This window comes from Amycolatopsis sp., from assembly GCF_025464955.1.
GTDB lineage: Bacteria > Actinomycetota > Actinomycetes > Mycobacteriales > Pseudonocardiaceae > Amycolatopsis.
Genome location: NZ_JAODNM010000124.1, coordinates 262,840 through 277,480, shown reverse-complemented (window position 1 = coordinate 277,480; position 14,641 = coordinate 262,840). Strand labels below are relative to the sequence as shown.

The window sequence follows — 14,641 nt, the reverse complement described above, 5'->3', positions numbered from 1 at the left end:
CGATGAAGGCGATCACCTATTCGACCTACGGCGGCGCCGAGGTACTCGAACTCACCGAGCGCCCGACGCCGAAGGTCGGCCCGGACAGCGTGCTGGTGAACGTCCGCGCCGCGTCGGTGAACCCGGTCGACTGGAAGATCCGCGCCGGTTACCTCGACTCCGTACTGGACGTCTTCTTCCCGGCGATCCCCGGCTGGGACGTCGCCGGCGTCGTCGAGCGCACCGGGCCCGCGGTGACGGAGTTCGCCGTCGGTGACGAGGTGGTCGGTTACGTCCGCGAGGACGTCCTGTTCAACGGGACGTTCGCGGAGCAGGTCGCGGCGCCCGTCCGCACGCTGGCTCGCAAACCGCGCAACTTCAGCTGGGCGCAGGCCGGTGGGCTGCCGCTGGCCGGGTTGACCGCCTACCAATGCCTGGTCCACGCGCTGAAGGTCACCGACGGCGACACTGTGCTCGTCCACGCCGCGGCCGGCGGGGTCGGCTCGCTGGCCGGGCAGATCGCCGTCGCGCTGGGCGCGCGCGTGATCGGCACGGCGTCCGAACGCAACCACGAGTACCTGCGCGGGCGGGGCATCGAACCGGTGACCTACGGCGACGGACTGGCCGCGCGCGTCCGCGAGTTGGTCCCCGAAGGGGTGAACGCGGTCCTCGACCTCGTCGGCGGTGACGCGCTCCAGACCACGCCGGACGTGCTGGTCGAGCCGGGGCGTGTCGCTTCCATCGTGGACGGCGAAGGTGTCGGCAAACTGGGCGGTCACTACGTTTTCGTGCGCCCGGACGCCGTTGATCTGGCCGCGCTCGTCGACCTGGCCGAGGCGGGCAAGGTCACCGTCGAGGTCGCCGAGACGTATCCGCTCGCCGAGGCCGCCGCCGCGCACCGATCGAGCGAACAGGGGCACACCCGCGGGAAGATCGTCGTCCTCGTCGGCGGGTGACGTCAGCGGCGCCCGAGCGGTGAGCGCCGAGTGGCCGGTGGAAACATGGGCACCATGAGCCCGGTCAGTCGCGTGCGTAAGAAGAACGCAGAGCCCACCCCGCAAAGTTTGAACGGCCTGTTCAAGGACATCCTCCGGGACTTCTCGTCGCTCGGCGCCGACCCGGACCCCCTGGAAGTCGAGCTGCTGACCTCCGAGGTGGTCGGGCAGTGGTGGGACCTCCCGGTCGGCGAGGTCCCAGCTGACGCCGACGACGAAGCTGTCGACGAAGAGCTGCCGGTCGGCCTTGAGCTGATCGCGTTCGTGAGCCGCAAGATCACCCCGGGCGCTGCCGCGCTGCTGGCGTCGATGAGCGTGCTCAGTGAGACGGCCGAGGAGCGCGAGGCGGCGTCCGCGGCGCTGGAAACCGTGCTGAGCCGCGGGATCCCGGCGCCGGACTGGACCGGTTCGCTGGGCCGGGTCACCGTCGTCGAATGCTGGCGGACCGGTGACGTCTATGGCGACGAGTCGTCGCTGCTGTGCATTTTCGGCTATGGCGAACAGCGCCACGGCCTGCTCGCCCTGCTCGACTTCAACGAGCTCGGCGGCCGCGTGCGCGACGTCGTCGTGATCGATGCCCCCGAAGAGGTCCTCGCGGACATGCGCGGACAGGCTGCGTCGGACGGTGACCTGGTCACGCTCGAGCAGGTTTCGCCGGGCAGAGCGCGTCAGCTGCTGGCCGACGGTCTGGCCGCGACGGACGCGCTGGAGGAGCCCGAGGTCGGCGAGGACTACGCGCGTTTCCGTGCGCTCGCGTTGAACCGCTGCCAGGCCCTGCCCGAGGCGGAGCCGTCGCCGGTGTTCGAGGAGCTCTCGGATGAGGACCGCGACGCGATCGTCGAGGAGTTCCTGTCTTCGGCTGACGTCGAAGACACCGAAGCCGCCCGCGTCTGTGCGCGGCTGATCGTCGATTTCGGCTGCGAGAACGAGCCGGGAGACCCGCTGCGTGTCGGGCCGGAGAAGATCGCCCGGTTCCTGGAAATGATCCTGGACACGGACACTGATGCCGAAGCTGATACTGAGGAAGACGTCGACGAGTTCTTCCCGGACCTCGACGAAAGCGGCGCTTCGGAGCGTGACGAGCTTGTTGAGCTCGACCAGTTGGACGAGGAGCTCGAGGAGTTCGAAGGCGAGCTCGACGAGGACTTCCAGGCGGCTCTCCCGGAGGTCCTGCTCGCTTGGACGCAGTGGGCGGGCACGCGGGCGAAGCTGTCAGAGTCCGCCGTCGCCATGCTGCTCGGCACGGTCGAGGAGTATCTGGAGGAGTTCGACCGCGACGACACCGCGATCGACGTCTACCTCGACGGTTCCGAGGAGTTCGAAGACGCCGGCGAGCTGGCAGCGGCCCTGGACCGGCGGATGTTCGCGATTCCGTCGGTGTCCACCGACATCGGTGACGAGGAGGTCGACCTGGAGCCGACCGATCCCGAGCAGCGGCGGCTGCTGGTGATCGGTGAGCACCCGGAGTACCACGAGTCCCTCGCCGACGACACGTTCGACGGCGAACCCCGCATGCAGCTCGCGTTGAAGACGGCCATCGTCGACCAGCTGTGGGACAACGAGCCTGCGGAAACCTGGCTGGCCGCGCAGCGGCTGCGGGAAAAGGGCTTGGAGCGCGACGAGATCCTCGATGAGCTCGGTGGCGTGCTCAGCGGGCAGCTGCGGCCGACCGATGCCGAGGAAATGCGCTTCGACCTGGAGGACTACCGCCGGGCGCTGGACGCGATCAGCTGAGTCGAAGGAAGCGGGCGGGCGCGAACGGGCCGTTCGTACCCGCCCGCCCTTGTCTCTGCGGCCAACTCTGTCTAGTCTGTCTAGATGGGACAAGAACCGGCATGGCAGGTTCAGGATGCGAAGCAGCGACTCAGTGAGCTTCTGCGTAAGGCGGCGGCGGAGGGTCCGCAGTTCGTCACCAGGCATGGGGAGGAGGTGGCTGTCGTGCTCGATATTTCGTACTACCGGCAGCTCACCGGCGTCGAGTTCGAGCTGGACTTCAAGGCCGCGTTGAGCGGCGCGCGTCAGGACGAGGATGAGCTGGCCGACGCCCTGGACGAGATCGTGGCGCAGCGGCGGGCGGATCTGCCGCGCGAGGTGGAGATGGGCGTAGACGGGTGAGTTTTCTGCTGGATACGAACATCGTGTCCGAGGCTCGTCGCCGGACGCAGAACCGCGGGTTCGCGGCCTGGTGGGCGAGCGTCCAGTCGGGCCGCCTCTATCTCAGCGCGTTGACCGTGGGGGAGATCGAACGCGGGATCGAGAAATTGAGGCGTCGCGGGGAAACCCGCCGCGTGAAGGAGCTGGACGTCTGGTTGGAAAATCTGGTCCGCCAGTTCTCCGACCGCATCCTGCCGGTCGACGTGGCGGTCGCGGCGGAATGGGGCAGGCATCGGGCGGCCAAGGCGATCCCGTCGATCGACGGGCTCATCGCCGCCACGGCCACCGCCCACGACCTGACACTCGTCACGCGGAACGTCGCGGACATGGCCGGCACGGGAGCGCGGTTGCACAACCCGTTCGCCTGACTGGACCTGTCCTCAGCCCAGTCCTCAGCCCAGCGGGGCCACCGTCGGTCCCGGAGTGGTTGTGGTTGTGGTGGTCTCCGAAGGCTTCTTGGCTTTCCGGAGCCGGTCGCCGAACGCGTCGTCGAAGTCGACGGCGAAGGTGCCCAACGCCATTGCCACCAGCAGTCCGATACCACCGACCGCACCCACCCAGGTCAAGATGATCGAGAACATTTTGGGTCTCCCCCCAGGTCAAGGTCGTTTTCCTTATCTAAGGGTCGCTCCGAGGTCGCCTTGTTGGAATCGGCCAACCGGTTATACGTGCGGTCACTGGATCGGCCGTTCGGCCGACCCGTGGGGCTGGTGGGACCAACTGCGACGGTGTGCGATCGAGCGGGCGCCAACGGTGAGAATGTCCGGTTCCTTCGGGTGAACCGTGAATCCCTACCCGGCGGCCGCTGCAGCGTGCTCGGCACCGTGCCAGGCGGTGCGCGGGAGCGCCGCGCTTGAGGGAACAGCTAGAGCTTGCGCAGCCGGACCCGGTTGATCGAGTGGTCGGCGTCCTTGCGGAGCACGAGGGTCGCGCGCGGCCGCGTCGGCTTGATGTTCTCCACCAGGTTCGGCTCGTTGATGGAGCTCCAGAGGTGCTGCGCTTCGGCGCGGGCCTCGTCGTCCGGCAGGTCGGCGTAGTGGTGGAAGTGCGAGGTCGGATCCGCGAACGCGGTATGGCGCAGTTTGAGGAACCGCTCGATGTACCAGTGCTCGATGTCCGAGCTGTTCGCGTCGACGTAGATCGAGAAGTCGAACAGGTCGGAGACGGTGAGCCGGGGCCCCGGCTGGAGCACGTTCAAGCCCTCGACGATCAGAATGTCCGGCTGCCGTACAACCTGCTCTTCACCAGCCAGGATGTCGTAGGCGAGGTGCGAGTAGACGGGCGCGCTGACCCGCTCCGCGCCGGACTTGACCTCGGTGACGAACCGCAGCAGCGCGCGGCGGTCGTAGCTCTCCGGGAAACCCTTGCGGTGCATGATGCCGCGGCGGACGAGCTCCGCGCGGGGGTAGAGGAAGCCGTCCGTGGTGACCAGGTCGACCCTGGGGTGGTCCGGCCAGCGGGCGAGCAGCGTACGCAGGATGCGGGCGGTGGTGGACTTGCCGACGGCGACACTTCCCGCGATGCCGATCACATACGGCACCTTGGTGGCGAGACAGTCCTCACCGAGGAACGTCGTGGTCGCCTTGTACAGCCTCTGCCGGGCGGCGACCTGCAAGTTGATCAGCCGGGACAGCGGCAGGTAGACCTCGGCCACCTCCACCAGATCGACCTGCTCGCCGAGCCCGCGCAAGCGCAGCAGCTCGTCGGCGGTCAGCGGCAGCGGCGTCGAGCTGCGCAGCTCCCGCCATTGCTCACGGTGCAGTTCCACATAAGGACTGAGCTCACGGACCCGCGGCATCGTCACTCCTCGCCCGTCGCCTGAACTGGCGTTGTACAACTGCGTACGGGTTTTAACGGTAGGGCCTACGGCCGGTGAACGCGCTGTGATGTTCTGCACCCGAAATCCGTTGTCACCTTGGGTGACGGACTTCAGCGGGTACCGAAAACCTCTTCCCAGGCGGCCGCGACCTGGCGCGCGCAGGTCTCCGGGGCGACTCCGCCGACGCCGGTGCCGAGTCCCGGCATCGCGATCGTGTCCACCGTTTGGCGGACGCCGACACCGTGCTCCAGCCGGCCGTCGCGCCACTGCAGGAACACCGCCCGCGCGGCGAGGTACGGATGCACGGTGTCCTCGGGCAGGTGTTCACCCGGTTCGCGCATGGTCGGCGCGCTGATCAGCCAGGCGGGTTCGGTCTCGCCGGTCGGCACCACGAGGGCCTCGCCGATCGGCAGCTCGCCGCCGTGAAAGGCCAGCACGGCACTGCGGACGTTCTGTTCGACCCCGGGAAACGCCCGTGCGTAGACGGCGTCGATCCCGCCCCGCATCCAGCCGTAGGAGTTCGCCGGGCTGACGATGGCCTGTGCGGTGACGTCGAGCACCGACCCTGGGTGGACCCGCACCGGACCGGTCATCCTGCCCAGCACGGCTCGCCATGCGCGGGCAAGCGGTTCGTCGACGGCGCACAGCACCAGTTCCGGCGCGGGAGAAGACACCCGCTCGGTCATACCGTCAGGGCCGGTGTGTGTGCCCGATTCAGCGGTCACCCGCCCAGCATGGCAAAAAAGGCCACCGCGCGTAACCGCTTTCCGTGGAGTCTGTGCGAGTGAACGCCGTCACCGCGGGGTTGCGTAGCCTGGCGGGGTGTCGCGAATCGCTTATTTGGGCCCACGGGGAACGTTCGCCGAGCAGGCCACCCGCACCCTTGCCACGTCCGACGACGAACTGATCCCCGCCGAAACCATCCCGCTGGCGCTCGCCGCCGTGCGGGCCGGTGATGCCGATGCAGCCTGTGTGCCGGTGGAGAACTCGGTCGAGGGGCCCGTGACGGCGACCCTGGACGGGCTCAGCACGGGCGAGCCGCTCATCGCGGTGGCCGAGGCGCTGCTGCCGGTCCATTTCAGCATCCTCACCAGGCACGACGCCGGCGAGATCCGCACGGTCGCGAGCCATCCGCATGCGCTGGCGCAGGTCCGGCACTGGCTCGAGGCCAACCTCCCGGGCGCTCGCCCGGTGGCCACGTCGTCGACGTCCGCCGCCGCGGTCGAGGTCCAGAACGGTGATTTCGACGCCGCGGTGAGCGCGCCGATCGCTGTCGAGCACTACCCGCTGAAGGTGCTCGCGACCGGCGTCGCCGATGTCCTCGACGCGCAGACCCGGTTCCTGCTGGTCACGAAGCCGGGTTCGCTGCCGGAGCCGACGGGCGCCGACCGGACGTCCATCGTCGCCTCCACCCCGAACCGCATCGGGACGCTCGCCGAGCTGCTCACCGAGCTGGCTTCGCGCGGGATCAACCTGACCAAGCTCGACGCCCGGCCGACGAAGAGCAACTTCGGCGAGTACCGGTTCTTCGTCGACTTCGAAGGCCACGTGTCCGAAGCGCGGATCGGGGACGCGCTCGCCGCGCTGCGCCGCCGCTGCGGCGATGTCCGCTTCCTCGGTTCGCACCCGCGCGCCGACGAGGTCCGGGCGACTATCCAGCCGGACGCCGCCAACGAGGACTTCACCCAAGCCGCCGGCTGGGTCGCGGCCATCCGAAAGGGCGAACTCGCTTGAAGCTCTACCTGGTCCGGCACGGACAGACGATCGGCAACGTGCGGAAGTCGCTCGATACGGCATTGCCGGGACCGCCGCTGACCGAACTGGGCCTGGAGCAGGCGAACGAACTGGCGGAGCGGCTGGACGGCGAGCCGATCGTGGCCGTTTACGCGTCGGAGGCGACTCGCGCGCAGCAGACGGCCGCGCCGCTCGCGGCGAAGCTCGGCCTCGACGTCCAGGTCGTCGCCGGGGCGTATGAGGTCCAGGCCGGCGCGCTCGAGGGCTTGAGCGACCCGGAGTCGGTCAAGACCTACCTGACCACCGTCGAACCCTGGACCAGGGGCGATCTCAGCTCGTCGATGCCCGATGGGGAAAGCGGCGAGAGCGTCCACGCGCGGATGACGGCCGCCGCCGCGCAGATCCGGGCGAAGCACGAGCAGGCCGACCCCGACGGCATCGCGGTGCTGGTCAGCCACGGCGGCGCGATCCGGCTGGCCGCGGACTGGCTCTCGGATAACGTCCGGCCCGAGGTCGCGAACTCCGCCCTCATCCCGAACACCGGGGTCGTCGTCCTGGAAGCCGTACCCGGCGGCTGGCACTGCCTTCGCTGGGTCGACACCCCGCTCTGACGCTGTGACATCGTGACGCTGTGACGACCGCTAACCGCGGTAAGGCAGCGTCGGCCAGGATTCCAGCCGGTAGGCGCTGTCCCAGAACATCCACTCGTACTCGCACGCCCGGGTGAAGGCCGCCAGCATGCGCTGCCGGGTGCCGGGGTCGGCGGCGGCCGCGGCGCGGTCGACAGCGTCCCGGCACGCCTGTACCGAGGCCGCGAACTCGTCGTCGGCGTAGGTCTCGATCCACGCCCGGTACGGGTTGTCCGCCACCTGTGTGCGGCCGAGGATGCCGCTGCCGACGTGCTGGTACACCCAGAAGCAGGGCAACAGGGCCGCGACCAGCTCGCCGTAGCTCGCGGTTTGCGCGGTGGCCAGCAGGAACGACGTGTAGGCGAGGCAGGTCGGGGAGGTTTCGATCGCCGACAGATCCGCTTCGCTCAGCCCGAAGCTCTCGAAGTAGTCCTCGTGCAGGGCGCGCTCGACGACGACAGCCTCACGCGCGGCGCCGGCGAAGAACGTCAGGTCGTCCGGTTCCGGCGCCCGCGCGGCCGCGACAGCCAGTGCGCGGCCGAAGCCGACGAGGTACCGGGCGTCCTGTGCGAGGTAGAACTGGAACCGCTCCCGGGAGAGTGATCCGTCGGCCAGCTCCTCGTTGAACGGGTGGTCAAGCACCGCCTGTTGTAGTTTCACAGTGTGGAGCCATGCTTCGTTACAAAATTCCGTCATGGTCGCCATTCGGTAAGTGGGTGATTCACCGTTTCGGGGGGTGTGACGCAACCGGGCCGGTTGATGAGACGTCTACCGATTGGTAAGTCAACTGGTAACTGGAGGTGTAAGACCATGGTGCGAAACAAGATCACGCACGTCGGGGTGGTCGCGGCCGGAGCGGTGCTGGCCACCGTGCTCGCGGGGTGCGGAAGTGGTTCCGGCAGCTCCGCGTCGTCGACACCATCCTCCCCTGCATCGGACACTTCGACCCCCGCTTCATCCTCGTCCAGCGCGACACCGAGTCCGGCCGGGAGCAGCAACTCCGCCACTGAGCCGCCCGCGCAGGCGAGCAACACCGACGGCTTCTGCAAAGCCGCCGATGTCACGCTGTCCTTCGGCCAAGGTGACGCCGCCGCGGGCACGGTCTACCGGCAGTTGGTGATCACCAACTCCAGCGGTCGCAAATGTATCGTCCAGGGGTTCCCCGGCGTCTCGTACGTGGCCGGCGCAGACGGTCACCAGGTCGGCCAGGCGGCGGTCCGCGTCGGGACCAAGGGCGCGGCGTTCACCCTGAACAAGGGCGACAGCGTCCAGGCTGACATCGGGTTCGTGCAGGTCGCGAACTTCGAACCGGCGACCTGCCGTCCGACGGCGACCAACGGGCTGCGGATCTACCTCCCGCAGGACACGGCGTCGAAGTTCATCCAGGACCCGGGCACCGGCTGCGCCAACGAGAAGATCCCGGGCGACCAGCTCACCGTCAAGACCGTCGCCAAGAGCTAGAACCTCGCGCAGAGCTGCTTCGCGTGCGCCAGGCTCGCCTGGCCACGCGGGTCGTCGAAGCGCAGGTTGGACACCATCGTGTTGACATCGGAAATGTCGTCCGACAGGGCCCGGTAAGCCGGATTTTGTTCGGCGGCGGCCGCGGCCAGTTCGCGGGCCGCCGTCATCCGGTGCTCGACGCCGTCCGCGAGCACGGGTGCGCCCAGCGGGATCTTCTGCCCGGGAGTGGGCAGGTCACCGAGCCGGTACAGCGCCGAGCAGGCGGCCTGCGCGTCGTCGACCGAGCTGGTCTGGACACCCGAGACGTTCCACAGCACCCCGATCAGGCCGCAGCCGAGCACGAACCCGGCGACGGCGGCGAGCACCAGGGGCCGTCGTATCCGGCCGTCGTCCGGCAAGGTGGCTTCGGTGCTCACGGTGAGCCCGATGTTGCCGGCACTGTTGGCACTGCCGGCACTGTTCATGGTGACCATGCCGAACCTCCCAGCCAGGGGTGATGTGCCATTTCAGCACCGAAATGGCGGCTTTACACCCCTTGCTGGCGTGACAGTTCGGCCTCGGATCCGAGCGACAAGTGCCGCAGCGAGACCAACGCGAACGCAGCGGTACCCAGCAGTAACAGTCCGGAGACGCCGAACGTGCGGCTCGCTGTCCCGAGCGCGTCGGTGAGCACGCCACCCAGCAGGGCGCCGACCGGGATCGCGCCCCAGACGACTGTTCGCCAGACACCGAGGACCCGGCCGAGCAGTTCGCCGGGCACGAGCGTGTGCCGGACCGTCCCGAGTACGACGTTCACCGCGACCACCGCCGCGGCGAACACCCCGAACAGGACCGCCGACACCACCGGTTGCCCGCTCAGGCCCATGCCGCCGAACCCGGCGCCGCAGCACGCGATGCTCCACAGCAGGACAGCGCGCCGGCTCGACGCCTTGACCAGCCTCGGTGTGACCGCGGCCCCGGCGAGCCCGCCGATACCGCCGACGAACGCGAACAGGCCGAACGTCGTGTTGCTCAAGCCCAGATCCTGTAGGGCGTAGAGCACGAGTTGCGCCTGCGCGAGTTCGCTGGCCAGGCTGACGAGTCCGGCGATGATCACCAATCGCAACAGCAGCGGGCTGGCCTTGAGCCAGCGGAGGCCGTCGGCGAGATCCTGGCGCAGGCGGCTCGGCTCAGCGGCCGGTTTCGAGTCGCGAGGGCGTGCTCGGTAGGTGCCGGTCAAGCCGACCAAGAGCGCGGCCGCGATCGCGAAGCCCGCGGAGTTCAGCAGGAACGGGAACGCCGCGAACAGCCCGAACGTCAGACTGCCGACAGGACCGCCCAGGAACGTCTGCCCGACGATCTCGCAGGCCTGCAGCTTGCTGTTCGCGTCCTCGAGGCGCTCGCGGTCGACCATCGCCGGGATCATCACGTTCGCCGCGCTTTCGGCGACAGTCTCGGCGGTGCCGATCACGAGCGCGGCGGCGTAGACGACCCAGATGGACACCGCCCCGGAGAGGGCGAGCGCGGCGACCCCGCCGACGACGACAGCGCGCACGACGTTCGCCGCGATCATCGCCCGGCGTCGGTCGACGCGGTCGACGAGCGCGCCCGCGAGCACCGCGAACAGGAGCCACGGCAGGAACTGGGTGGCGGACAGCCCGGCGATGAGCACCGGATCGCGCGTCAGCGTGGCGGCCAGCAGTGGGAAGGCGACCTTTCCCATGCCGTCGCCCAGGTTCGACACCGCGCTGGAGGACAGCAACCAGGTGAGGCGGCGGTCCGGGCGCGGGCTGGTGGGGACAAACTCTGCTTCGGCCAACAAGTACCCCCAGGTACATGGTGGAACCGGTGCTCAGGCCGCGGGCACGGCCCATCAGCCAGGATAGCCGAAAGTGGTTGCCCTATCACCATCCGTAAAGCCGCACTTGGCGCAACGAGGGCACTTTTGTACTTTTGTGCCCTCGTTGAAGTCGCAAGCAGGGCACTCTTGTACAAAAGTGACCGCCCTGGACCGGAGCGGTCAGCCCCAGCCGAGTTCGTGCAGGCGTGCGTCGTCGACGCCGAAGTGGTGCGCGATCTCGTGCATCACCGTCACCAGTACCTCCTCGACGACCTGTTCTTCGGTGTCGCACAGGAACAGGATCGGGCGGCGGTAGATCGAGATCCGGTCCGGCAGGACGCCGCCGTAGTGCGAGGTCCGCTCGGTGAGCGCGATGCCGTGGTAGAGCCCGAGAATGGTCGGCACCTCGGGGTTGAACTCCTCGACCAGCACGACAACGTTGTCCATGGCCTGGGCGAAACGGACGGGCACGGCGTCAAGCGCGTCAGCCACCAGCTCCTCGAACCGCAGACGCGTCATTTCGACAGGCATTGGTCAGTTGCCGCCCGTTCCGCCGGGCGGCGGGTTCGCTCCGGCGTCGGAAGACGCGCCGCCGGACGCGGGCGGGCTGTCGCCGCCGGTGCCCGCCGCGCCCTTGATGCTGCCGGTCACCGGCGCGAGGCCGCTCTTGTCCGGCAGCGTCGCGGCGACCTTGCAGTTGACCGTGGTCGACCCGGCGTCCCAGCTCTCCTGCTCACGCACGTCCCAGGTGAGGATCAGCTTCTTCGCGGAGAGGTCGGCCTTGCCGTCGTAGTCGTCGGCGGCCTTGCCGCACTGGGTGTCGAGCCAGGCCTTCTGGTCGTTTTGCGACGGGTAGCTGTCCGGGAACTTCGTGCGCAGGTCGAGCGTCGCGATGATCTCGTAGGAATGCGGCAGGTTGCAGTCGACGGGGTCGCCCACGGTCTTGCCGTTGAGCCCGAGGCAGGTGCCGGGGTTCCAGACGTAGGACTGCTGCTGGGTTTTCGCCGGGCCGGTGGTCGGCTGGATCCCGCCGCCGGGGCCGGTCCACTCCAGCCCGCAGCGCATCTGCCGGTCGCCGCTGCCCCACTGGTCGACGGTCGGCCGCAGGATGTTCACCATCAACCTGCCGTACGGGTCGAGGGGGCGGCCGAGATACGCCTTCGCGCCATCGCTGCAGCTGGCCTGGGAGATCTGCTGCCACAGGTCGAGGTTGGGCCCCGGTGCCCCGGACGGGTACTTGGCCGTCAGGTCGACGACCTGCGTGACCTCGAACAGGTGCGGCTGGGCGCAGTCGACCTTGTGCGCGTCGGCGGCGTCCACCTGCGTCCACGACAGGCAGCTGCCCGGCGGCGAGTGGAACGCGGCGTCGGCCTCCGCGGACAGGTGCCCGGCACCGCCGCCGCTGCCGCCGTTGGCGTTGCTTCCCCAGGAAAACGTCACGCTCAGGGCGAGCGCGAGGATCGCTCCGATGAACACCCCGGCCATCACCAGGCGGGTGCTCAGGGAATCCAGGGGCGAACGGAACCGTTCGAGGTTGCCAGACATCGAGTCCCATGATGCCCGCGATTGCCGAACTCGGCGCGGGAGGGTGCGGCCGGGATCGGGGTACTGGACACTTCGGGCACGGAATGCAACTAGGGTGGGCAGGGCCCACAGCTCGAGTTCGTGGCGGCAGGCGATTACGGAGCGCTCGATGACGGATGTGAACGACCCGGAGGGGCAGAGCCCCCTCGGCGAACCCGAAGAACCGCCCAAGCGTGGGTCGATGCGGTTCCAGGATGAGAACACCGCACCCCGAGAGCTCTCCCTCGCTGAGCAGCGGGCACGCCGCCAAGCGCTCATCGAGGAGAACGAGCGCGAAGCGGCCGAGTCCGAGGCCGCCGAGGTCGCCGCCCGCAAGGCCGGGACCAAGCGCAAGATCCTCATCGGCAGCGGCGTCACCATCGGGCTGGTCGGGCTGATCGCGACGTTCTACACCGTCGCGAAGCCGAACGAGGTCACCGCGGTGTGCACCGACGGCAGCAGTACGGTCGTCGCCGACCAGGACTGCGACCCGGCGTACCTGCAGAGCCAGGGCGCGACGTACAACGCGGGCACCGGGTTCTGGGTGATGCCGCTGTTCCTCGGCGGCGGCCAGTACCGCTACAACTACGGCGGCTCGGGGAATGTCGGAAGCCGGGTCTCCGGCGGCTCGTTCAGCGCGCCGTCCACCCACTCGAACGTCAGCACCAAGACGGGCAAGTCCGTGCAGCGCGGCGGCTTCGGCATCGGCAAGAGCAGCAGTGGCAGCAGCGGCGGGGTCAGCGGCAAGACCGGCGGCACCGGCGGCACGGGAAAGAGCGGGGGCTCGTAGGTGCGCAGGGATTCCAGTGCCCCACGGCGTGACTGGCAGAAGACCGTCGAAGAACAGGGGCTGGTGTTCGGCACCCCCGCGCGCGACGGCGCGGGCAAATCGCGTCCGTACTGGGACGAGTCCGTGCACTACGTGTTCGAGATGGACGAGATCCTGTCCCTCGAAGCGGACGTCGAGCTGATGCACTCGATGTGCCTCGAAGCGGTCGACAACGTCATCCTGACCGAGCGCTACCGCGACTTCGGCATCCCGGAGTGGACCTGGCCGCATATCGCCGAGTCGTGGAAGCGGCAGGACCCGCACGTCTACGGGCGGTTCGACCTGCGCTACGACGGCGGCGGCCCGGCCAAGATGCTCGAGTACAACGCCGACACCCCGACCACGCTGCTCGAAGCCGCGATCGTGCAGTGGCACTGGAAGACCGACGTCTTCCCCGACGACGATCAGTGGAACTCGATCCACGAGAAGCTCGTCGAGCGCTGGGCCCAGATCGCCGACAAGCTCCCGTCGAACGAGCTGCACTTCACCTGGTCCTCAGCCGATCCCACCGGTGAGGACCACGTCACCACGGCGTACCTGCAGGAGACAGCGGCCGAGGCCGGGCTCGACACCGTCGGCCTGGCGATCGAGGAGATCGGCTGGGACCCGGTGCTCAAGCGGTTCGTCGATCTCGAAGAAGCGGCGATGAACACCGTGGTCAAGCTGTATCCGTGGGAGTGGATGGTCGAGGAGGAGTTCGGCAAGTCCGCGCTCGCCAACCAGCCGAAGACCCTGTGGATCGAGCCGACCTGGAAGATGCTGCTGTCGAACAAGGCGCTGCTCGCGGTGCTCTGGGAGAACTACCCCGGGCACCCGAACCTGCTGCCGGCGTTCGTCGACGACCCCGGCCTGCTCACGGAGTACGTCCGCAAGCCGAAGCTGGGTCGTGAGGGCGCGAACGTGCAGATCGTCGCGACCGGCTACGAGACCCAGACAGGTGGCGTCTACGGCGCCGAAGGGTATGTCTACCAGGCGTTCGACCCGCTGCCGGAGTTTCAGGGCTACCGCCCGGCGCTCGGCGCGTGGGTGGTCGGCGACAGCGCGGCGGGGCTCGGCATCCGGGAGACTTCGGGCCTGGTCACCGACGACGGCGCGGCTTTTGTCCCGCATCGCATCCCCGAGTCGTAGAAGAGACCTCACAGCGGCATAATTCGGGCGCCACCCGGCTGCGTCCAAATCAGTGGGAGACCCGATGACGACCACGCTTGCGCTGTCCAGCACGTTCGGCCATGACCTCGTCCGCGGGATCGGGGCGATCCTGCTCTACGGGGTCGTCGGCCTGCTGCTGATGTTCATCGGGTTCTACGCGATCGACTGGACCACGCCCGGCAAGCTGTCGCAGCTGGTCCACCGCGGCCTGCCGAACGCCGTGATCGTCACGGCGTCCGGGCTGCTGTCGATGGCGTTCATCATCGTGGTGGCCATCGCCAACTCCGACAGCGATCTGACCGGCGGCCTGATCACCGCGCTGGTCTACGGCCTGATCGGGATCGTCGTCCAGGTCATCGCCGTCCGGCTGCTGGAGTGGGCGACCCGGATCAACGTCGGCGAGACCATCGAAAGCGAGAAGTTCGAGCCGGTCAGCGTCGTCGTCGCGGCCGCGCACATCGCACTGGGGCTCGTCATCGCCGTCGCCATCTCCTGAGTTCCACTACCGTG

At 68.5% G+C, this 14,641-nt stretch carries 18 protein-coding genes; 10 read left to right on the top strand and 8 right to left on the bottom strand.

Going from position 1 to position 14,641, the window contains the following annotated elements; all coding sequences use genetic code 11:
• The first annotated feature begins 2 nt into the window (after window positions 1–2).
• The 4 genes from JWQ81_RS31705 to JWQ81_RS31690 all read left to right on the top strand — a co-directional run bounded on the left by JWQ81_RS31705 (window position 3) and on the right by JWQ81_RS31690 (window position 3,496).
• On the top strand, window positions 3–935 hold the full coding sequence (locus JWQ81_RS31705) for an NADP-dependent oxidoreductase (RefSeq protein WP_297547445.1): 933 nt from the start codon (window positions 3–5) through the stop codon (window positions 933–935).
• Between the two features lie 54 nt (window positions 936–989).
• On the top strand, window positions 990–2,708 hold the full coding sequence (locus tag JWQ81_RS31700) for a hypothetical protein (RefSeq protein ID WP_297547444.1): 1,719 nt from the start codon (window positions 990–992) through the stop codon (window positions 2,706–2,708).
• 84 nt (window positions 2,709–2,792) lie between these two features.
• A complete protein-coding gene (locus JWQ81_RS31695) occupies window positions 2,793–3,089 on the top strand; it encodes a type II toxin-antitoxin system Phd/YefM family antitoxin (RefSeq protein WP_297547443.1) in 297 nt (98 codons plus the stop codon).
• Window positions 3,086–3,496, top strand: a complete 411-nt coding sequence (locus tag JWQ81_RS31690; protein ID WP_297547442.1) for a type II toxin-antitoxin system VapC family toxin — start codon at window positions 3,086–3,088, stop codon at window positions 3,494–3,496. The genes JWQ81_RS31695 and JWQ81_RS31690 overlap by 4 nt, the downstream gene beginning before the upstream one ends.
• Window positions 3,497–3,520: 24 nt before the next feature.
• Here the strand turns inward: JWQ81_RS31690 and JWQ81_RS31685 are convergent, their stop codons facing one another.
• The 3 genes from JWQ81_RS31685 to JWQ81_RS31675 all read right to left on the bottom strand — a co-directional run bounded on the left by JWQ81_RS31685 (window position 3,521) and on the right by JWQ81_RS31675 (window position 5,672).
• Entirely contained in the window at window positions 3,521–3,709 is a 189-nt protein-coding gene (locus JWQ81_RS31685; protein WP_297547441.1) for a hypothetical protein, read from the bottom strand.
• 284 nt (window positions 3,710–3,993) lie between these two features.
• Window positions 3,994–4,926: a type I pantothenate kinase gene (gene coaA, locus JWQ81_RS31680; protein ID WP_297547439.1), complete on the bottom strand. Its 933-nt coding sequence runs from the start codon at window positions 4,924–4,926 to the stop codon at window positions 3,994–3,996.
• Window positions 4,927–5,057: 131 nt separating this feature from the next.
• The gene (locus tag JWQ81_RS31675; RefSeq protein WP_297547438.1) at window positions 5,058–5,672 is read right to left on the bottom strand and encodes a macro domain-containing protein; all 615 of its coding nucleotides are present in this window, start codon (window positions 5,670–5,672) and stop codon (window positions 5,058–5,060) included.
• Between the two features lie 97 nt (window positions 5,673–5,769).
• On the opposite strand from JWQ81_RS31675, the gene pheA reads away from it, so the two are divergent.
• Together pheA and JWQ81_RS31665 are read left to right on the top strand one after the other, a co-directional pair.
• Window positions 5,770–6,681 carry a prephenate dehydratase gene (gene pheA / locus JWQ81_RS31670; protein ID WP_297547437.1) on the top strand — a complete coding sequence of 304 codons (912 nt, stop codon included), beginning with the start codon at window positions 5,770–5,772 and terminating at the stop codon, window positions 6,679–6,681.
• Window positions 6,678–7,292 (top strand): histidine phosphatase family protein, encoded by a 615-nt coding sequence (locus JWQ81_RS31665; RefSeq protein WP_297547435.1) that lies wholly within the window; start codon window positions 6,678–6,680, stop codon window positions 7,290–7,292. Before pheA ends, JWQ81_RS31665 begins: the two co-directional genes overlap by 4 nt.
• Before the next feature lie 30 nt (window positions 7,293–7,322).
• Here JWQ81_RS31665 and tenA read toward each other — a convergent pair whose 3' ends face one another.
• Complete coding sequence (tenA, locus tag JWQ81_RS31660; RefSeq protein ID WP_297547433.1) at window positions 7,323–7,970, bottom strand: thiaminase II; 648 nt, start codon at window positions 7,968–7,970, stop codon at window positions 7,323–7,325.
• A 150-nt stretch (window positions 7,971–8,120) separates the two neighbouring features.
• On the opposite strand from tenA, the gene JWQ81_RS31655 reads away from it, so the two are divergent.
• A complete protein-coding gene (locus tag JWQ81_RS31655; protein WP_297547431.1) occupies window positions 8,121–8,771 on the top strand; it encodes a DUF4232 domain-containing protein in 651 nt (216 codons plus the stop codon).
• On the opposite strand, the gene JWQ81_RS31650 is transcribed toward JWQ81_RS31655, so the two are convergent.
• The 4 genes from JWQ81_RS31650 to JWQ81_RS31635 form a co-directional block, all read right to left on the bottom strand.
• Window positions 8,768–9,244 carry a hypothetical protein gene (locus JWQ81_RS31650; protein WP_297547429.1) on the bottom strand — a complete coding sequence of 159 codons (477 nt, stop codon included), beginning with the start codon at window positions 9,242–9,244 and terminating at the stop codon, window positions 8,768–8,770. The two genes, JWQ81_RS31655 and JWQ81_RS31650, sit on opposite strands and share 4 nt — an antisense overlap.
• 53 nt (window positions 9,245–9,297) lie before the next feature.
• Window positions 9,298–10,569 carry an MFS transporter gene (locus JWQ81_RS31645; protein WP_297547427.1) on the bottom strand — a complete coding sequence of 424 codons (1,272 nt, stop codon included), beginning with the start codon at window positions 10,567–10,569 and terminating at the stop codon, window positions 9,298–9,300.
• Between the two features lie 201 nt (window positions 10,570–10,770).
• Window positions 10,771–11,121 (bottom strand): metallopeptidase family protein, encoded by a 351-nt coding sequence (locus JWQ81_RS31640; protein ID WP_297547425.1) that lies wholly within the window; start codon window positions 11,119–11,121, stop codon window positions 10,771–10,773.
• A gap of 3 nt (window positions 11,122–11,124) precedes the next feature.
• Entirely contained in the window at window positions 11,125–12,135 is a 1,011-nt protein-coding gene (locus tag JWQ81_RS31635; RefSeq protein WP_297547424.1) for a septum formation family protein, read from the bottom strand.
• Window positions 12,136–12,283: 148 nt separating this feature from the next.
• Between JWQ81_RS31635 and JWQ81_RS31630 the strand changes: the two genes are divergently transcribed.
• The 3 genes from JWQ81_RS31630 (at window position 12,284) to JWQ81_RS31620 (ending at window position 14,627) form a co-directional block, all read left to right on the top strand.
• Window positions 12,284–12,943 carry a hypothetical protein gene (locus JWQ81_RS31630; protein ID WP_297547422.1) on the top strand — a complete coding sequence of 220 codons (660 nt, stop codon included), beginning with the start codon at window positions 12,284–12,286 and terminating at the stop codon, window positions 12,941–12,943.
• The gene (locus JWQ81_RS31625; RefSeq protein ID WP_297547421.1) at window positions 12,944–14,110 is read left to right on the top strand and encodes a glutathionylspermidine synthase family protein; all 1,167 of its coding nucleotides are present in this window, start codon (window positions 12,944–12,946) and stop codon (window positions 14,108–14,110) included.
• A gap of 64 nt (window positions 14,111–14,174) precedes the next feature.
• On the top strand, window positions 14,175–14,627 hold the full coding sequence (locus JWQ81_RS31620) for a DUF350 domain-containing protein (protein WP_297547419.1): 453 nt from the start codon (window positions 14,175–14,177) through the stop codon (window positions 14,625–14,627).
• Window positions 14,628–14,641: the final 14 nt, after the last annotated feature.

What these genes read in the sequence shown, in the direction of transcription:
- coaA (WP_297547439.1), bottom strand. Translation starts at nt 4,926, where the DNA reads ATGCCGCGGGTCCGTGAGCTCAGTCCTTATGTGGAACTGCACCGTGAG.
- JWQ81_RS31695 (WP_297547443.1), top strand. Translation starts at nt 2,793, where the DNA reads ATGGGACAAGAACCGGCATGGCAGGTTCAGGATGCGAAGCAGCGACTC.
- JWQ81_RS31685 (WP_297547441.1), bottom strand. Translation starts at nt 3,709, where the DNA reads ATGTTCTCGATCATCTTGACCTGGGTGGGTGCGGTCGGTGGTATCGGA.
- JWQ81_RS31705 (WP_297547445.1), top strand. Translation starts at nt 3, where the DNA reads ATGAAGGCGATCACCTATTCGACCTACGGCGGCGCCGAGGTACTCGAA.
- JWQ81_RS31640 (WP_297547425.1), bottom strand. Translation starts at nt 11,121, where the DNA reads ATGCCTGTCGAAATGACGCGTCTGCGGTTCGAGGAGCTGGTGGCTGAC.
- JWQ81_RS31700 (WP_297547444.1), top strand. Translation starts at nt 990, where the DNA reads ATGAGCCCGGTCAGTCGCGTGCGTAAGAAGAACGCAGAGCCCACCCCG.
- JWQ81_RS31635 (WP_297547424.1), bottom strand. Translation starts at nt 12,135, where the DNA reads ATGTCTGGCAACCTCGAACGGTTCCGTTCGCCCCTGGATTCCCTGAGC.
- JWQ81_RS31620 (WP_297547419.1), top strand. Translation starts at nt 14,175, where the DNA reads ATGACGACCACGCTTGCGCTGTCCAGCACGTTCGGCCATGACCTCGTC.
- JWQ81_RS31655 (WP_297547431.1), top strand. Translation starts at nt 8,121, where the DNA reads ATGGTGCGAAACAAGATCACGCACGTCGGGGTGGTCGCGGCCGGAGCG.
- JWQ81_RS31650 (WP_297547429.1), bottom strand. Translation starts at nt 9,244, where the DNA reads ATGGTCACCATGAACAGTGCCGGCAGTGCCAACAGTGCCGGCAACATC.
- JWQ81_RS31630 (WP_297547422.1), top strand. Translation starts at nt 12,284, where the DNA reads ATGACGGATGTGAACGACCCGGAGGGGCAGAGCCCCCTCGGCGAACCC.